Origin of the sequence: Sporolactobacillus mangiferae (assembly GCF_023336505.1) — a bacterium.
Classification (GTDB): Bacteria; Bacillota; Bacilli; order Bacillales; family Sporolactobacillaceae; genus Sporolactobacillus; species Sporolactobacillus mangiferae.
The window spans coordinates 59,328-74,438 of record NZ_JAMAST010000003.1 but is presented as its reverse complement, the minus strand read 5'-3'; the positions used below and the strand labels follow the sequence as shown (position 1 = coordinate 74,438).

At 46.7% G+C, this 15,111-nt stretch carries 18 protein-coding genes and 1 tRNA gene; 15 read left to right on the top strand and 4 right to left on the bottom strand.

Annotated features, from left to right (window positions below; all coding sequences use genetic code 11):
- Positions 1–26: 26 nt before the first annotated feature.
- From M3N64_RS04660 to M3N64_RS04645, 4 genes are all read left to right on the top strand, one after another.
- A complete protein-coding gene (locus M3N64_RS04660) occupies positions 27–212 on the top strand; it encodes a hypothetical protein (RefSeq protein ID WP_249098818.1) in 186 nt (61 codons plus the stop codon).
- 326 nt (positions 213–538) lie between these two features.
- Complete coding sequence (locus M3N64_RS04655; protein ID WP_249098815.1) at positions 539–706, top strand: hypothetical protein; 168 nt, start codon at positions 539–541, stop codon at positions 704–706.
- Positions 707–1,402, top strand: a complete 696-nt coding sequence (locus tag M3N64_RS04650) for a DUF6612 family protein (RefSeq protein ID WP_249098813.1) — start codon at positions 707–709, stop codon at positions 1,400–1,402.
- A gap of 214 nt (positions 1,403–1,616) precedes the next feature.
- Positions 1,617–2,198 carry an NAD(P)H-dependent oxidoreductase gene (locus M3N64_RS04645; RefSeq protein WP_249098808.1) on the top strand — a complete coding sequence of 194 codons (582 nt, stop codon included), beginning with the start codon at positions 1,617–1,619 and terminating at the stop codon, positions 2,196–2,198.
- A 46-nt stretch (positions 2,199–2,244) separates the two neighbouring features.
- Here the strand turns inward: M3N64_RS04645 and M3N64_RS04640 are convergent, their stop codons facing one another.
- The gene (locus tag M3N64_RS04640) at positions 2,245–3,456 is read right to left on the bottom strand and encodes an MFS transporter (protein WP_249098806.1); all 1,212 of its coding nucleotides are present in this window, start codon (positions 3,454–3,456) and stop codon (positions 2,245–2,247) included.
- A 278-nt stretch (positions 3,457–3,734) separates the two neighbouring features.
- On the opposite strand from M3N64_RS04640, the gene M3N64_RS04635 reads away from it, so the two are divergent.
- From M3N64_RS04635 to M3N64_RS04625, 3 genes are read left to right on the top strand one after another with little or no spacing between them, the layout of a single operon-like run.
- Entirely contained in the window at positions 3,735–4,067 is a 333-nt protein-coding gene (locus M3N64_RS04635) for a MazG nucleotide pyrophosphohydrolase domain-containing protein (RefSeq protein WP_249098803.1), read from the top strand.
- Complete coding sequence (locus M3N64_RS04630; RefSeq protein ID WP_249098801.1) at positions 4,030–4,422, top strand: hypothetical protein; 393 nt, start codon at positions 4,030–4,032, stop codon at positions 4,420–4,422. Before M3N64_RS04635 ends, M3N64_RS04630 begins: the two co-directional genes overlap by 38 nt.
- On the top strand, positions 4,419–4,559 hold the full coding sequence (locus M3N64_RS04625; protein WP_249098799.1) for a hypothetical protein: 141 nt from the start codon (positions 4,419–4,421) through the stop codon (positions 4,557–4,559). Before M3N64_RS04630 ends, M3N64_RS04625 begins: the two co-directional genes overlap by 4 nt.
- A gap of 472 nt (positions 4,560–5,031) precedes the next feature.
- Here M3N64_RS04625 and M3N64_RS04620 read toward each other — a convergent pair whose 3' ends face one another.
- Complete coding sequence (locus M3N64_RS04620) at positions 5,032–5,391, bottom strand: Lin0512 family protein (protein WP_249098796.1); 360 nt, start codon at positions 5,389–5,391, stop codon at positions 5,032–5,034.
- Between the two features lie 373 nt (positions 5,392–5,764).
- Between M3N64_RS04620 and M3N64_RS04615 the strand changes: the two genes are divergently transcribed.
- From M3N64_RS04615 to M3N64_RS04595, 5 genes are all read left to right on the top strand, one after another.
- Entirely contained in the window at positions 5,765–6,850 is a 1,086-nt protein-coding gene (locus M3N64_RS04615) for a BMP family lipoprotein (RefSeq protein WP_249098793.1), read from the top strand.
- 352 nt (positions 6,851–7,202) lie between these two features.
- Positions 7,203–8,720 (top strand): ABC transporter ATP-binding protein, encoded by a 1,518-nt coding sequence (locus M3N64_RS04610; RefSeq protein WP_249098791.1) that lies wholly within the window; start codon positions 7,203–7,205, stop codon positions 8,718–8,720.
- A gap of 2 nt (positions 8,721–8,722) precedes the next feature.
- The gene (locus tag M3N64_RS04605; RefSeq protein WP_368389891.1) at positions 8,723–9,790 is read left to right on the top strand and encodes an ABC transporter permease; all 1,068 of its coding nucleotides are present in this window, start codon (positions 8,723–8,725) and stop codon (positions 9,788–9,790) included.
- A complete protein-coding gene (locus M3N64_RS04600; protein WP_249098788.1) occupies positions 9,787–10,752 on the top strand; it encodes an ABC transporter permease in 966 nt (321 codons plus the stop codon). Before M3N64_RS04605 ends, M3N64_RS04600 begins: the two co-directional genes overlap by 4 nt.
- A 245-nt stretch (positions 10,753–10,997) precedes the next feature.
- Positions 10,998–11,594, top strand: coding sequence for a histidine phosphatase family protein (locus M3N64_RS04595; protein WP_249098784.1), 597 nt, complete (start codon positions 10,998–11,000; stop codon positions 11,592–11,594).
- A 255-nt stretch (positions 11,595–11,849) separates the two neighbouring features.
- Here M3N64_RS04595 and M3N64_RS04590 read toward each other — a convergent pair.
- Positions 11,850–11,920, bottom strand: a tRNA-Gly gene (locus M3N64_RS04590).
- Between the two features lie 161 nt (positions 11,921–12,081).
- Between M3N64_RS04590 and M3N64_RS04585 the strand changes: the two genes are divergently transcribed.
- A complete protein-coding gene (locus M3N64_RS04585) occupies positions 12,082–12,351 on the top strand; it encodes an ACT domain-containing protein (protein ID WP_249098781.1) in 270 nt (89 codons plus the stop codon).
- A gap of 20 nt (positions 12,352–12,371) precedes the next feature.
- Positions 12,372–13,727: a PFL family protein gene (locus tag M3N64_RS04580; RefSeq protein WP_249098778.1), complete on the top strand. Its 1,356-nt coding sequence runs from the start codon at positions 12,372–12,374 to the stop codon at positions 13,725–13,727.
- 147 nt (positions 13,728–13,874) lie between these two features.
- Here M3N64_RS04580 and M3N64_RS04575 read toward each other — a convergent pair whose 3' ends face one another.
- Positions 13,875–14,054 (bottom strand): hypothetical protein, encoded by a 180-nt coding sequence (locus M3N64_RS04575; RefSeq protein ID WP_249098775.1) that lies wholly within the window; start codon positions 14,052–14,054, stop codon positions 13,875–13,877.
- 173 nt (positions 14,055–14,227) lie between these two features.
- Here M3N64_RS04575 and M3N64_RS04570 point away from each other — a divergent pair, with 173 nt between their 5' ends.
- Complete coding sequence (locus tag M3N64_RS04570) at positions 14,228–15,001, top strand: polyphosphate kinase 2 family protein (protein WP_249098772.1); 774 nt, start codon at positions 14,228–14,230, stop codon at positions 14,999–15,001.
- Positions 15,002–15,111: the final 110 nt, after the last annotated feature.

The following is a 15,111-nucleotide window of genomic DNA, read 5'->3' as shown; positions in this document are numbered from 1 at the left end:
ATGTATTCGCCAGGAGGAGCTGGTCTTTGTGTGAATCCTATCTTGATCAGCTTGGCAATTTCCTTGGAATTGGCGTGACAATGAAGGAACGAAAACGTGCTAAATACCTGCATCTGTACCATAAGTTCAGCATGTCTGTTCCACAGGCAGAGCGTGATCTTTCTGAAATCAATCGCATGATCATGTCAGCAGGTACTCCGAGGTGCATGTGACAAAGACCAGGTTCCCGAAGATTGGATTCAGTGCATCCCGCGAACATGCAGATGGAGCGGCTTCATGCAAAACGCACTGTTTGACAAAATCGTGGTTTAAGCTCGTGTTACAATAGAAATAGTTTAACGTCCATACCTGTAGATTTTCTGTAGACCTCATAGAGAACCATGTAAGCCTTGATAGAACAAGTTTTCTCAATCAAACAGGGCTCATTATCAGCCTGGGATTTCTGCAATTTCCAATCGGGCAGTTCTTTTCCTGCAAATATAAAATTGATTGCCTGTTTATCATTCAAGATCAATAAATCATAGGGGGATAAGAAAACATGAAAAGAAGGATGATTCTCGCAGTATTACTCTCTGTTTTTTTAATCATTGCGGGCTGCGGTGCGTCGACCGGCGATAGCGGGAAGAAAAGTCACAAACCTGAACTAACGGCGGCTGAAGCGCTTGCCAATGTTGTTAAGCAAACGAACAAAATAAGCAATATGTAAATGAAGACGAATATGATGATTGTACTGGCAGAAGGTGACCAGAAAAGTACGCAGCAGATGGAGACGGATTCGAAGCTTTATCTGAAGCAGCCGCTCCTCTATCAGACAACCAAGCTTGACAATGAAACCGGGAGCGGCAAAAATGCGACGGAAATGGAGCAATATGCGGATAACGATGCCATGTATCTCAAGAGTGGGGATAACGCGCAATGGATGGCGGTTCCCTTTGACAGCGGTGCGGGGAAAACGCTTAAGGATTCGATCTGGAACCAGACCGATCCGTCAACACAATTGGATCTTCTCAAAAATTCCGAAAAAAATTTGAAAATCAGCAAGAAGGGAAGTAACTACCTGATTCAATTTAATGGAGATAAGAAGGAAATGGAAACGCTCATTCAGAAAGCGATGCTCAGCAGCCTCAGCAATGCAAAGAAACAGGCACTGAAACGTTCGCTGGATCTCTTATCTTTTACGACAATGTCCTACGCCTATGAGATCGATCAGAAGACCTATCAGCCGAAAAAGCTTGATATAGCCTTTAAAGCTAAGCCCAAGAAGGACGCCTCAGGATCAATGAAAATGACAATACATTCTCAGTTCTCAAGAATTAATCAGCTGGAAAAAATGAACATTCCGGCTGAAATTAAAAATAAAGCAATGAAAATTGATGCGGAGCGTCTGCAAGGACAATTCTGACTGGGAGGGACTTTATTATGGGTTTAAGTAGCTCAGACAGCTTTCTACGATCAACGGCTCAATCATGAATCATCTGTTGATGCTGCTCCAGACGCACAGTTGTCATTACAGATGGAAATGAATACGTCCTGAGGCTTAGTACCGCTCTATACTTAAGTCTCTATGCCATTGCCGATTTTTCGAGTATGCTTTTTGGAAAAGGAGGCGGATCGTTATGTCCGTTCTTGTTATCTATGCTCATCCGAATCCGCAAAGCTTTAATCATGCGATTTTTGAGCAGGTTGTTCGTGGACTGAAGGACAAGGGGCAACCCTTTAATGCTATTGATTTGTACAAGGAAGGCTTTGATCCTGTGCTCGTACATAATCGGGAGAAGAAACGATCGGAAATGAAGACTGATCCGGAATTAGCAACATATCGCCGTTTGATCGAAGAAGCTGATCATCTGATCTTTATCTATCCGATTTGGTGGTACGGCATGCCGGCAATTCTAAAGGGCTTTATTGACCGAGTATTTGCGTCAGGCTTTGCTTATCAATATAAAAAGAACATTCCGTTCGGGTTACTCAAAGACAAATCCGCGACCGTCATTTACACTTTGGATTCGCCGGGTTTTTATGAAAGATTGATTCGCCATAATCTGGAGTGGCAATCGGTAAAAGGGCCAATCTTTCATTTTTGCGGCATTCGTCCGGTACGTCGGCTTGTTTTTTCCAGTGTCCGTACGAGCAGCGAGCGGAGAAGGGAAAAATGGCTGGAAAAAATTTATCAATACTGCCTATCCAAAATAAATTGAAAAACAGGCCCCTCATTCGAGGAGCCTGTTTGATCGACATGTAAAATCAGGATAAGACTTTGTTCTTTGTCTCGCGCCCAAGGAAAAGGACGGCCAGAATCGCGACGATAATCGAAATACAGAAAATCGTAAAGATGCTGCCAATGGATACCTTTTGCGCGAGCAGATAACCGACGAGCAGCGGTCCGAAAATACCGCCGATACGGCCAAACGCAGCAGCCATGCCGGTACCGGTGCCGCGGACGACTGCCGGATATTGTTCCGGTGAGTAGGCATACAGTGCGCCCCACGCACCGAGGTTAAAGAATGAGAGCAGGATGCCGGAGGTGAGCAGTACGGCAAGTGAGGTCGCATAGCCAAAAAAGTAGGCGAACACGGCAGTACCGAGCAGATAAACGACCAGCACCCATTTGCGGCCCCATTTTTCAATCAGCCATGCCGCGGTGAAGTAACCGGGAAGCTGCGCAATCGTCATAATCAATACATAACCAAAGCTTTTCACCATGCTGAAGCCTTTCAGAGCAACAACACCTGGCAACCAGAGAAACATGCCATAGTAAGAGAACACAACGCAGAACCAGAGGACCCATAGCATTACGGTCTGCCGGACATATTTTTTTGACCAGATCGTTATGATGTTCTGCAGCACGGATGGCTTTTCTTTCAGAGATTTCGCCACATAATTGGCAGAGTCGTGAATATTCCATCTGAGATAAATCGCATAGAATGCCGGCAGTGCACCGATGAGCAGTGCGACGCGCCAGCCGAACGGCGGAATGATAAAATAAGAAATCAGTGCGGCAATGATCCAGCCGCCGGCCCAAAAGCTTTCCAGCAGGACGACGATGCGGCCACGTCGCTCAGTCGCGACACTCTCTGAAACAAGTGTGGACGCAACCGGGAGTTCACCGCCAAGCCCCATGCCGATGATAAAGCGCAGGATGAGGAAAAGGGTTAAACCGGTTGCCAGTGCGGAAAGTCCGGCGCTGATCGAAAAAATGAGCAATGTCAGAATCAGCACGTTCTTTCGCCCGATTCGGTCGGCCGTCAAACCGAAAATGAAAGCACCGACCGCCATACCAATTGAACTGATACTGCCGATCCAGCCCATTTGGACTTCATTGAGCTTCCAGTCCGCCGCCAATGCAGCAATAATGAATGACAGCATGCCAACGTCCATTGCATCAAACAGCCAGGCAAGTCCGGCGACGCCAAGCAGTTTTCTTTCTGAGGGTTGATGCTGAGTTAATTGTGTCATGATAGCCTCCTGATAAATAAATGAGTGCGTGTGCAGCCTTCAGATTTGCTGCTCAATATTTGCAATGAGTTGTGATGTGAAAAAATGCATTATATGAATACATGAAAGTCTGCTCTTAATTATAGTTATTGAATTTACAGGTGTAAAGACATTTGAAAGTTTTGCTGATTTGTCTTTTTCACGGGTTGTCACTGCAGGGTTGTTTTTCTCATTTCCTTCCATTTAAGTATGCATGATACACTAGAAGAAAATGCATGAACAGGAAATGAGGGAAGTCCGTGAACTTGAATGACGTTCAGGAATGGGAGAAGCAATTTTATGAGGAACGTGGCTGGAAACAGCTGCCTCCGTACATACGAGTCGGATTTCTGGCTGAGGAAGTCGGTGAAGTTTCCCGAGCAGTTCGCGCCTGCGAAATTGGGCGGGATCATCCGGGAGAAGTTGCGGGTACGAGCGATGAAGTCAAGCTGAATCTTTTAGAAGAGGTTGGCGATGTTATTTCGAATCTGGCCATCCTTTCAGATTTGTATGGGTTTCGTCTGGAGGATGCCGTTCTCGCGCATCGGAGCAAGCTTGAAAAACGGTACAGCAGGCAGCGGAAACAACAATAAGAGGCAGACAGAAAAGAAAAAAGTTGCGGGTATGCAAGGAATGCGGCTACCGAATGAAGAAATAGTAGTGAGACAAGAAATCGGTTTGAGGAGTGATTTCAGTGGAAGAAACAGGAACTGTAAACATGGACGGCGGGAATTCGGATGCTGGGATAAATCGTTTATGGAAAAAGTATTCAATCTCTTTTCAACAACCCACCAAGTCGCAGCGGTTTTCGGCGAACCGATCGATCAGGGCGGCAAACAGGTTATCCCCGTAGCAAAAGTACGAATTACTGGTGGAGGCGGCGGAGGACTGCACGGGAAGGATAACGCCGGCCAGGACGGCGGGGGGGCGGGGGATACGCTTCGGTGAAACCGTTAGGTGTTTTTGAGATTGATGATCAGCAAACCTTTTTTAAACCTGCTGTCGATCTGAACTTTCTGACCCTCATGGTCACACTCGTCACCTTCGGATTATTCTTACTGCTGAAAACAAAAAAACGGAAATAAGCAAGAGACCGGATGAACATGTGCTGTTCCTGGTCTTTTTTGCAGGTGATTCAACTGTTGTATAAATGGTTAAACAGAAGAAGCCAGAAACGATCTTATACTTGGGGAAAGTTCAATGAATTTCTAAAACGATGCCCCTTGCCTCAACCACGAGTCAAGGTCAATATCTATCAACTTCGCTCAGAACTTGGCTATATTCTGTGAATCATGAACAAGAAGAGCCGTGTGCGTAAATAGCGCACGCATGGTTCTGTGAGGGGGCAGATGATGTGAATCACTGTCCCACTCGACTGATTTTGACCCATATGAAAACCAATAAACCAGTGTCTTACCGAGAATCAAAGCGGAGGTGCGCCCGCGGCAAGCGAGCAACTGAAGCGCCGATTCAGTACCGAAAAGACACGAACCGATGACCTGCGGCCGGAGATAAAGGGCCTGGTTTTTCTCAATGCTACCGAACAATGTCTGGCAATCAGTAGCCGACTTCGACCGAAGCATTGACAACGTACATTAAATCATTCTTGTCGTTTTTATCTTTGAGCACAATGCCGCTCGGGGCGGCCATACCGCCGTCCATCACTTCGATGTGAACTGTTCCATACGGAATTTCCGCTTTTACCTTGTCATAGTCAATCCGGTCTTTATCTGCAGGTACAGCCAGGCGAATCGTCACGCGCATGTTATTCAGGTCATTGTTCGGCAGGAGCCGTGTTATGCCAGGCATTGAATTCCGATGAATGGCGTCGCGTACCGCGCGGACAGCCGCAGTTGTAACATCTTGTCCGTGGACATCAATGCCATAACCGGTCTCGATAAATAGTAAATGACTCATGAGCGTCCTCCAGTTTATAGTTTTCCTTATTATACTAAATAATATCGGTCAGTGCATTGACAGGCACCGTGGTAAACTGAATTTTGTGTAAGAATATCTGACACAAAGAGCCAATTTTTTCCGTCTGAGATCTAAAATAATTGTGACATCGTGTTGTCAGATGCATGTTCAGTGTCATTGGAATAAATCGATTTGTGTGGAAAGATGAAGATAATTGAGTAATAATCGGTTTATATCGGCAAAAGACGAACGTTTTATTTTATTATCCGCAAAATTTTCGCCTTTTCTGCAATTTACGGTTTCCTTTTTGGCCCGTATAGGCTATAGTAAAGTTTGTGAGTTTTAAACCAAAGATTAAACGGGGGGTTTTTCAGTGTTCAAGAAGAGAATAGCAGTGCTCGTAGCCTTTGTTGTTGTTTTGGCTTCTGTGCTTGCAGGATGCGGAAACGGTAAAACCAGCGGCGGAAGTACGAACCAAAAAAGTACATTTAAGGCCGGTATGGTTACGGACACAGGCGGCGTTGATGACAAATCCTTTAACCAGTCTGCGTGGGAAGGCCTGACGAATTTTGCGAAGGACAACGGATTGAAAAAGGGGACAGGCGTTAAATATCTGCAGTCCACACAGGCTTCTGATTACTCACCGAACTTGAATACAATGGTACATCAGAATTTTAATATTGTTTATGGTATCGGCTTTCTGATGCAGAGCGATATTCAGAAAATTGCACAGCAAAATCCGAAAGCACATCTTGGTCTCATTGATGCGGTGGCCGTTGATAAAAATAATAAACCTCTGAAAAATGTGGCAAGCATTACCTTTAAGGAACAGCAGGGATCATTCCTGGTCGGTGTGGTAGCCGGGCTGACCACAAAGACAAATAAGATTGGCTTTATCGGCGGTGTTAACTCCGCATTGCTTAAGAAGTTCGAAAATGGCTTCAAAGCGGGCGTGAAAACCGTTAACCCGAAAGCGGAGATCTATGCTCAGTATGCCGGTGCTTTTGATGCGCCAGACAAAGGGCGTGCGATTGCACAGACGATGTACACCAAAGGTGCGGACATTATCTATGCATCAGCCGGAAACACAGGCAATGGTGTATTTACCGAAGCGAAGAACCGGACAAAGAACGGCAAAAAAGTGTGGGTGATCGGCGTTGACAAAGATCAGCATGATCAGGGAATGCCGGAAAATGTGACATTGACTTCTATGGTTAAACGTGTTGATAAAGCGATTTATGATGTAACGAAACAGACAAAGGCAGGAAAATTCCCTGGTGGCAAAGTACTTGAATTCGGACTTGAAGAAAACGGCGTAGGCATTGCACCGACAACAGATAATGTTTCGGAAAAAGCGCTCTCATCTGTCAATGATTATAAGAAGAAAATCATTGATGGCTCGATCAAGGTTCCAACGACGGACAAAGAATACACAAAATACTTGACAACCCTGAAATAATGCACTGAATTTTTCTGATGGATGAGGCGCTGTGTGCGTACTCATCCATCAATTGTAATAAAGGCGGGCAGAAGCCGGATACAAATTTAAGTGGTGTACTTTCAGCTCGCAGGTATGGCCGGGAAAACGGGAGCCTTCTGAAAAAATTGGCTTCGTCAGTTTTCCTTTTTACTATTGAGAAAATGAATGATATAGCGGAAAATAATATCAGTACAGTTAAAACGATCCTGCCTGTCATTGTATTGCTGCCTGCTTGTGTCAGGACGAAGATTATTGTGAAAGCTCAGTCAGCGCCTGAAGGCCTGGCTTCACTAAGTTTTCTTTACATACTCAGAGATGGGAGACTGAAGGCATGTCCTATGCAATTGAAATGAGACATATCAGGAAAGAATTTCCGGGTATTGTGGCCAATGATAACATTACCCTTCAGGTCGAGGAGGGGGAAATTCATGCGCTGTTCGGTGAAAATGGAGCCGGAAAGTCAACATTGATGAATGTGCTGTTCGGTTTGTATCAGCCAGATCAGGGAGAAATTTATGTTCACGGAAAAAAGGCAGTTATCAATGATCCCAATGAGGCGACTCGGCTCGGCATAGGCATGGTTCATCAGCATTTTATGCTGATTGACAAGTTTACTGTTGCAGAGAATATCATTCTGGGCAGGGAGCCAAGAAAACACGGGATTCTTGACTTGGCAAAGGCGGTTAAACTCGTCAAAGAACTGTCAGAGAAATATGGACTGGATGTTGATCCTAACAAGAAAGTGGAAGACATCACAGTCGGCATGCAGCAGCGTGTCGAAATTCTAAAAACACTCTATCGCGGCTCGGATATCATTATTTTTGACGAACCGACTGCGGTGCTGACGCCAATTGAAATACAGGAATTGATCGTGATTATGAAACGTCTGGTCAAAGAGGGCAAGTCGATCATCCTGATTACCCACAAGTTAAAGGAAATCTTTGAGGCATGTGATCGTTGTACGGTCATTCGCCGGGGCAGAAACATTGATACCGTTGCAATCTCGGAGACGAATCCGAGTGATCTGGCGAGCATGATGGTCGGACGCAAAGTCAATGTCCAGATAAATGACGCTCCTTATGAGCCGAAAGAAAGGATTCTTGAAATCGATCATCTCAATGTTCTTGATTCACGTAAAGTGAATGTGATCAAAGATCTGAATCTGACTGTTCACGGTGGGGAGATTCTTGGCATCGCGGGTGTGGACGGCAACGGGCAGACCGAACTGATAGAGGCTATTGCCGGATTGAGAAAGGTAAGAGACGGCAGTATCAAAATTGGCGGCCGAGATGTCACCAACCAGAAAACGAGAAAAATTATTGAAGCGGGACTGGGGTATATTCCGGAGGACCGCCAGAAGCACGGGCTTGTTCTTGATTTTTCTGTTGGTGAAAATATGGTGCTGCAGACGTATTACAAAAAACCGTATGCACAGGCCGGTATTTTGAAAAACAAAGTCATCACTAAAAAAGCAAAACAGCTGATCGAAGAATTCGATGTGCGAACACCGAATGAAAAAACGCTGGCCCGCTCGCTCTCCGGAGGCAATCAGCAAAAGGTGATCGTTGCACGCGAAGTAGACCGCAGCCCGCAGCTGCTGATTGCGGCCCAGCCAACCCGGGGACTGGATATTGGTGCGATTGAATTCATTCATGGCAAATTACTTGAGGAGAAGAAAAAGGGGAAAGCGGTATTGCTCGTTTCATTTGAACTGGACGAGATCCTGCATCTCAGCGATCGTATTGCCGTTATTTATGAAGGTCATATTATTGATATTGTCAATCCAAAAGAGACAGATGAAAATGAGCTCGGTTTGCTGATGGCAGGCCGCAGGAAAGGGGGGGCATGAAGGTGAACGCTTTTTTGAAAAAGATTAACTGGATGACACTTCTCATTCCTGTTATTTCGGTTGTACTTGGTCTTGTGTGTGGCGCGGTGATTATGTTCGCTATCGGGTATAATCCATTGCTCGCTTATCAATCGATCATTGAATCTATTTTTCTTCAGCCATATTACGGCGGTGAGACAATCCGAGCCATGATTCCTCTGGTGCTGGCAGGTCTTGCGGTCGCCTTTGCGTTTCGAACCGGACTTTTTAATATCGGCGTGGAAGGACAGCTGATGGTTGGCTGGTTCGCATCCGTTGCCTGCGCCATTATTTTCGGGCATTTGCCGAAATTCATTTTGCTTCCGATGTCCGTTGTGGCCGGTGGGGCGGCAGGAGCCTTATGGGGCTTCATTCCTGGGCTGCTTAAGGCACGGTTTAAGGTTCATGAAGTGATTTCGACAATTATGATGAACTATATCGCACTGTATACGACCGCCTACCTGATTAAGAACTTTCTATATACAGAAGGTGAGCGTACGCCAACAATTCCGCAGGCGGCATCGCTCTCATCTGCTTTTCTTGCCAATCTGACCCAGGGTTCGCGTCTTCACTGGGGATTTGTCGTTGCAATCATAGCGGTGACCGCCATGTGGTTCATGCTTTGGAAGACAACAAAAGGCTATGAATTGCGTGCCGTCGGATTCAGTCCCGATGCATCGGAATATGCAGGGATGAATGTCGGTGGCAATATCATCCTTTCACTGACGATCTCCGGTATTTTCGCCGGCCTTGCCGGTGCGATGGAAGGGCTCGGCACCTATCAGTACATGACGATTAATTCCGCGTTCACTGGTATCGGATTCAACGGAATCGCCGTTGCTCTGCTTGGTTTGAACACGCCGGTAGGTGTTACGCTTGCCGGGGCGCTTTTTGCCGGTTTGCAGACGGGCGGTATGACCATGCAGTCCAATGCCGGTGTGCCGGTGGAATTGATTCAGATCATTATTGCATTGATTATATTCTTTGTCGGCTCCGGTTATGTCATTAAATGGGCGGCAGACCGCCTTAAGAGAAAGGGGCATAAATCATGAGCTTTTTTGAAGTACTTACAATTATCATTCCTTCAACGCTGCTGACGGCTGCTCCCCTGATTTTTACTTCACTTGGCGGTGTATTTTCTGAACGCTCCGGTGTTGTCAACATTGGTCTGGAAGGTCTGATGCAGGTCGGCGCATTTACGGCGGCCATCGCTACACTGGGTCTTGAACATGCGGGGGTCGGCAGTGCATCGCCGTGGATCGCGATTCTGCTGGCGGCGGTTGCCGGCGGCATATTTTCGCTGATCCATGCGGTCGTCTCCATTTCTTTCCGTGCGGATCAGACGGTCAGCGGTGTGGCACTGAACTTTCTCGCTCTCGGACTGACGATCTTTCTTGTGAAAATGATTTATGACGGCAAAGGACAGACCCCATATATCGGCCATAATATTGATAAGATCAATATTCCCGGTTTAAGTCAGATTCCTTTCTTTGGCCCGATCTTTTTCCAGCAAGTCACCTATACGTCCTATCTGGCGATTCTGGTGTCGTTTCTGGTATGGTTTGTCATTTTTAAGACTGCGTTTGGCTTGCGCCTGCGTTCCGTTGGTGAGCACCCTGCCGCAGCAGACACACTTGGCATTAATGTCAGCAAAATGCGTTACATCGGCGTAACACTGAGCGGTGTCTTCGGCGGCATTGGCGGTGCTGTATATCTGGTGACCATTACTTCCAACTACAATGTGTCGACAATCGCCGGACAGGGCTTCCTGGCGCTGGCAGCCCTTGTTTTTGGAAAGTGGCATCCAATCGGTGCCATGGGCGCATCCCTTTTCTTTGGTTTCGCACAGGCACTCAGCATCACAAGTCAGCAGATTCCGTATCTGGATCAGCTGCCATCGGTAATCATGCTGACCGCACCGTACGTATTGACATTGATTGTGCTCACCGGTTTTGTTGGCCGGGCGGAAGCACCAAAGGCAGACGGTGTTCCATATATTAAAGGACAGAGATAAATCGCATAACGAAAACAAACCACCTCATCGCCGAGAACTGGCGGAGGTGGTTTGTTATTTTCAATTGATTTCAGATTTCGTTGCGAGTTCGGACGAACTTTATCTGAATTCGGCAGAACTGATCTGAAATGGAGAAACAAAAACTGGGCATTTCACGAAAAAATTTTTTTCGCTATAATAAACTATAAGAAATTCTGCTGAAATGAACACCATATGTTTGTTCCGGCAGATCTGGAGGATGAAAGATGACGACAATTTGCCTGGTCAGACATGGAGAGACTGACTGGAACGCAATCGGCAAGCTGCAGGGGCGCGAAGACATTCCACTGAATGAACGGGGAAGAAAACAGGCGGAATTAGTGGGCCGATTTCTCGAATCGCAAAAATTCAAGGCTGTTTTTACGAGCCCGCTGCTTCGGGCAAAGCAGACCGCCGAAATTATTAACAGGCATATTGGCAATCTGCCATTGTTTGAGGACAGTGATTTTATCGAAAAGGCATACGGAGAAGCATCCGGAATGACGATACCAGAGCGCGACAGACACTTTCCGGATGGAAAAATACCTGGCATGGAACCGATTGCTCATGTGAGAGAGCGTGTTGCTCGCGGGCTTTCATCGGTAAGCGCGCATTTTCCGGGCCATCGGGTGCTGCTTGTTGCACATGGCGGGCTGATCAATGTGATTTTGGCCATGCTGTCCGGCGGAGCAATCGGTACCGGCAAAACCAAATTATTTAATACATGCATCAGCCATATTGAGACTGAGGGCAACGACTGGAAAATCATCGATTACAACCAGATCGAGCACTTACGTACATTTGGCAAAGTGACCAGCATTTAATCTGCAACCTGCACTGCAAAGCTTTGCTGCCGCGTCAATGAAAAAAAGAGCAGAATTATCTGCTCATGCTGCTGATTTTCTATACTATAAGAAAGTTTAAAATTCAGCGGATTATCGTATCAGTGCGATGGCGTCTTTGCCTTCGCCAGAGGCTTGGCAAAGCCAGATTTTCTTATCGTTTGCTACAAGACGTGAACGGGCATACTTTCCGCAACAAATCTGTACGCCATGCAGGTAACGTAGTCTGAGAACCAAAGCGGGTGATGGGAATCGAACCCACGACGAGAGCTTGGGAAGCTCTAATTTTACCATTAAACTACACCCGCAAAAAAGCCATAATTTATCTTATAGGAATGGTTTCTTTTTGTCAAATAGTTAAGATTGTCTTGCATCAGGCAGAATTGTTGCGATAATGGGGAGTAGGCATGTAAAAAAGCGGCAATGCGGATTTCTAATACAGCACATGACTTGAACAGGAGTGACGAATGTGAAGGCGATTTTAACGGTCATCGGTAAGGACAGAGTCGGCATCATTGCCGGTGTCAGCAGCGAGCTTGCTGAACTCAGTGTGAATATTCTTGATGTATCACAGACGATTATGAACGGCTATTTTACGATGATGATGATTCTTGATCTGGCAGATGCGGAGCAGAGCTTCGGTGAGATCAAGCAGAAGCTTGCGGATAAAGGTGCGGATCTGGGCGTACAGATCAAAATACAGCGTGAAGAAATTTTTACATCCATGCACAGCTTATAAGATGGAGGAACCGTCAAATCATGGAAACCACACAAATACTTGAAACGATTCGAATGATCGAAGAAGAGAAGCTCGACATTCGGACGATTACCATGGGCATTTCCCTTCTGGACTGTATTGACAGCAACGGGGAAAAAGCACGCGGTAAAATTTATGACAAGATTACTCGATGTGCAGAAAATCTGGTCAAGACCGGAGAAGCGATTACTGAAGAATTCGGCATTCCCATTATTCACAAAAGAATTTCTGTAACACCGATTGCGCTGGTTGCCGGGGCTTCGCAGGATGAAAATTATTCAGCTTTTGCGCAGACACTGGATAAGGCGGCAAAGGCAACGGGTGTTAATTTTATTGGCGGTTTCAGCGCGCTGGTTCAGAAAGGATATACGATCGGTGATCGCAAACTGATTCAGTCGATCCCTGAAGCGCTGGCAACGACTGATTTTGTCTGCTCCTCAGTGAACGTCGGATCGACGCGTTCAGGCATCAATATGGATGCCGTCAGGCAGATGGGAAGTGTCGTAAAAGAAACGGCGGCGCGAACCGCTGATCAGCACGGACTGGGCTGCGCCAAGCTGGTTATTTTCGCAAATGCAGTGGAGGACAACCCGTTCATGGCTGGAGCATTCCACGGCATCGGCGAACAGGACTGCGTCCTTAACGTCGGTGTCAGCGGTCCGGGTGTTGTTAAGCGTGCGCTTGAGAAAGTAAAGGGAGCGCCGTTTGATGTTGTAGCAGAAACAATTAAAAAAATCGCGTTTAAGATCACGCGCGTGGGTCAGCTTGTGGCTCGCGAAGCATCTGATCGATTGGGTATTCCGTTCGGTATTGTTGATCTGTCTCTTGCGCCGACACCGGCAGTCGGTGATTCGGTTGCCCATATTCTTGAGGAGATGGGGCTTGAATCTGTCGGTACTCACGGAACGACCGCCGCGCTCGCCTTGTTGAACGATGCGGTCAAAAAAGGCGGTGTCATGGCATGCAGCCATGTCGGCGGCCTGAGCGGTGCGTTTATTCCTGTTTCGGAAGATGCGGGTATGATTCATGCGGTGGAACGCGGTGCACTTAATTTGGAGAAACTGGAAGCCATGACTGCCGTTTGCTCAGTCGGTCTTGACATGATTGCCATTCCGGGAGATACACCGGCAGAAACCATTTCAGCAATGATTGCTGATGAAGCGGCAATCGGGGTGATCAATAATAAAACGACTGCCGTTCGTGTCATTCCGGCACCGGGCAAATCTATTGGCGATAGCGTTGAATTCGGCGGCCTGCTCGGATACGCACCGATTATGGATGTCAATCGTCATTCGCCCGCAGAATTTATTGCGCGCGGAGGGCGAATTCCGGCGCCGATTCACTCCTTTAAAAATTAACTTTTTTTCATTTGTTGCTGCTTTTCTGAACCAGGCCGCATCGGTGTGTTTGTGAAAAACGGGACTTTTTTTGCTCACTGAAATAAAATAAAAAAAACGGAAACCATTATCGGATTCCGTTCTTTTCTGATCGGCAATCAGCAGCACTTATTTGTTCTTGTCGTGATCAGATTCTTGATTTTCGTGGAAATTAGTGGATTCTGAAGCATCACCCGTGCGTTGCGCGCGTTCACGTTCTTCTACAGAATGTTCATCAAGCGGCTGGGCAAATTCTTCATCAAATTTTTTTGATTCTTTCTGGCTGCTTTTTTCATTTTTATAACCCACAATACTCCCGGCTTTCTGTTTGTATATTTGGCGATATCGCCATGAGTTAGTGTGAGCGAATTTTAAATTATTATGCCTTCACGGCAGAATCGTTTTCTGCATGGCTTCGGAATGAACGGGCGGAGCTTGTCGTAACCTAATGAGATTAACAAAGGATGGAAGGAGCGCTTAGAATGAAGAATGGCCGCTTTGATCAGGTGGATTTGAAAAAGGAAATCAGGAATAAGGATGAGTATGAAAAGCTGCTGACAAAATATCAGCTGAAACTGCTGACGATGCAGCATCTTTTAAGAGAACGTCAATTAGGGGTTCTCTTCGTTTTTGAAGGGTGGGACGCAGCAGGCAAGGGCGGTGCCATCAAGCGGGCGGTTGCCAATCTTGATCCGCGTGGCGTTCGGGTCTGGCCGATTGCTGCCCCGGCGCCTCATGAAAAACGTTACCATTATATGCAGCGTTTCTGGCGGAAAATTCCTCAATACGGTGAAATTGCTATTTTCGACCGTTCCTGGTATGGAAGAGTTCTCGTTGAACGCGTCGAAAAATTGGCCGAACCCGAAGAATGGAAGCGTGCGTATAAAGAAATCAATGACTTTGAGAAAATGCTGACAGAAGACCGCTATATGGTTGAGAAGTTCTGGCTGCACATCAGTAAAGAGGAACAGCTCAAGCGATTTAAGAAAAGAGCGGGGGATCCGCTGAAGCAGTGGAAAATAACAGACGAAGACTGGCGGAACCGTGAGAAGTGGGATCAGTACGTGACGGCGGCTGAGGAGATGTTTGAGAAAACAGATACGAAAGCAGCGCCGTGGCATATTATTCCGGCCAACAGCAAAGCGTATGCACGCATTGCGGTCATCCGGCAAATGGCCACATCAATTGAACGCCATCTGGTGCGAAGCGGTATGGATTTGAAGGACATTCCCGATCCGGAACGCAGGCAGAAGTAAGTTTTCCACGTCACACATCTGTGCATACTCGCAAATTTTACGCTATACTTTAGGGAGCATAGACAGATGCGCGTTTCGGCCGGTGCGGAACAGGCGGGGAGGGAATGACC